This is a genomic window from Nonomuraea sp. NPDC003709 (assembly GCF_040610775.1).
Taxonomy (GTDB): Bacteria; Actinomycetota; Actinomycetes; order Streptosporangiales; family Streptosporangiaceae; genus Nonomuraea; species Nonomuraea angiospora_A.
Map to the genome: position 1 here is coordinate 1 of NZ_JBEXMW010000080.1, position 2,520 is coordinate 2,520.

Consider the following 2,520-nt stretch of genomic DNA (forward strand, 5'->3'; position numbering starts at 1 on the left):
TCCTGGGCCAACCCGATCGTGCGACACGAGGTCGCATGGAGTGAGTGGAAGACACGGAAGGAGGATCGGCTGATGTCGATCGTGTAGTTTCCGGTCCCGTGCGCAAGGACCGTCCCCGCCTCGGCATGCGTCGTGGGTAACCGCGGGGTGTGAAGCCCGGGGAAGTGCCCAAGGATTCCTGTTCCGTCCAGGAGTTACAGGCTGGGGAAGACCGGACGGGTGAACGCAAGTGAATCCTCGATGACGCCTCGTCATTGCCACTCTCGCCGACGGGTAGCAGCAGCGGGAGATAGGGACCGGCCGCAGAAGGGCGGCAGGTGCTGACCGGAGGGATTGGGCCGGTCAGGAGCGCATCACCGTCCCCGGGGTTCAGAGGGCACCCACCCCGGTCGCATCTCATTCATGCGGAACGTGACAACCCCGATGGGGTCCGGTCGAGGTATCGCCCGGTAGGCCGACCGTGAGGAAGGCAAAACTCCCCAGCGGGCGCAGGAAGACCCGAAAAGCCAAGGCCGGCAGCCGAAAGGCGACAGGAAAGACGGGACCGGAGGCTGGCTCCTCCGCCAGCGGTCCCGGCATAACTGGCCGGATAGGGGCGATTGCCCTGATCTGAAAGGGTGCTGACGCGGGTCTGGTGAGCCTGCGAAGGCAAGATGTCAGGAACGCCCGAGCCGAGGGACAAGTTGGACACCGTCGAGGTGAACGGACCTAAGGACGACCTGCTGGACTGGGACTCGATCGATTGGGGCCAGGTCGAAGAGGACGTAAGGCGAATCAGGCAGCGGATCTTCGCGGCTTCGCGGGCAGGGGACCGGAAAAGGGTCCGCAACTTGCAGAAGCTGATGCTCCGCTCTCGCAGCAACGCGCTGATCAGCGTGCGGCGGGTGACGGAGGTCAACGCTGGCCGCAGGACGGCCGGGGTGGACGGCAAGGTGGCGCTGTTGTCCCAGGAGAAGGCCGACTTGGCCGCCTGGGTGCAACACGGCGCCAGGTCGTGGTCACCTTGTCCCGTCCGGCGGGTCTATGTTCCCAAGAGCAACGGGCGCCGCCGCCCGCTCGGCATTCCAGTGATCGCCGACAGGGCATTGCAAGCTCTGGTGGCGGGTGCGCTGGAGCCGGAGTGGGAAGCACGGTTCGAGCCGAAGTCTTATGGTTTTCGGCCGGGCCGCGGCTGCCATGATGCGATCGTGGCCATCCACACCACGGCAAGCCGCAAGGACGCCAAACGGCTGTGGGTGCTCGACGCCGATTTGGAGGCGGCATTCGACCGGCTTGGTCATGATCACATCCTCGCGTCGCTGGGCACCTTCCCCGCTCGGGGCTTGGTGCGGCAGTGGCTGACGGCGGGCGTGATCGAGAATGACCGGTTCACCTCGACCGGCGAGGGTGTCCCTCAAGGCGGGGTGATCAGCCCGGTGCTCATGAACGTGGCCCTGCACGGCATGGAACAGGCCGCCGGGATCAGGTACTGGGATGGCGACACCATGCGCACCACGCCCAGTTCCCCGGTTCTGGTGCGATACGCCGACGATGTGCTCGCTTTATGCCACACCCATGAGCGAGCACAGCAGGTCAAGGACCAGTTGGCCGCGTGGCTGGCTCCCAGGGGTCTGACCTTCAACGAGGACAAGACCCGGATCACCCACCTGGACCAGGGAGTGAACTTTCTGGGATTCGAGATCCGGCGTTTTCGCGGGAAACTGCTCACCAAGCCGAGCAAGGAGGCGGTGCGGCGGATCCGCAAACGGCTCTCAGCAGAGGTGAAGGCCCTGCGCGGCGCCAACGCTGACGCGGTGATCGCCCAGCTCAACCCGATCATCAGGGGCTGGGCCGCCTACTACCGGATCGGGGTGTCCAAGCGCACATTCAACGCCCTGGACGCCCACGTGTGGAGACTGGTCCACAAATGGGCCACGATCTCCCACCCGAATAAGCCGAAACGATGGGTGATCGCCCGCTACTTCGGCATGTTCAACTCCGCCAGACAGGACAAGTGGGTATTCGGAAGCCGGGAGAGCGGTTTCTACCTCCGCAAGTTCATCTGGACGAAGATCGTCCGGCACCGGATGGTGGCAGGACGGGCCTCACCCGACAACCCAGCACTGACCACCTACTGGGCCGAACGGCGCCGCCGCTCCAAACCCCCGATGGACACGGCCCTCTGGCGACTACTGCGCCAGCAACACGGCCGATGCCCGCTATGTCGAGGGCTGCTGCTGCACGCCGACCGCGAGCCACAAAGCCCACAGGAGTGGGAACACTGGCTCACGGCCACCCGCAAGGCGATTCGCCAACGCGCGATCACGCCCATCGCGGAGTCCAGCAACCCGGACGATCACACCACGCCGCACCTCATTCACACACACTGTCGTCACCGACCCGGCGACGACGATATGAAGCCAGCACTTCTACCTGCCCGCAAGCCTTCAGGGCTTGCCTGAGCCGGTTGCCTGGAAAGCGGGCACGGCCGGTTCTGAGGGGGCTCCGGCGCTGCAAAGCGCCGGAGCTACCCGACGAGGC

1 protein-coding gene is annotated in these 2,520 nt (G+C 65.3%); it reads left to right on the top strand.

Going from position 1 to position 2,520, the window contains the following annotated elements:
• Positions 1–683 precede the first annotated feature (683 nt).
• Positions 684–2,441 carry a group II intron reverse transcriptase/maturase gene (gene ltrA / locus ABZX61_RS65710; protein ID WP_355213228.1) on the top strand — a complete coding sequence of 586 codons (1,758 nt, stop codon included), beginning with the start codon at positions 684–686 and terminating at the stop codon, positions 2,439–2,441.
• The last annotated feature ends 79 nt before the right edge of the window (positions 2,442–2,520 follow it).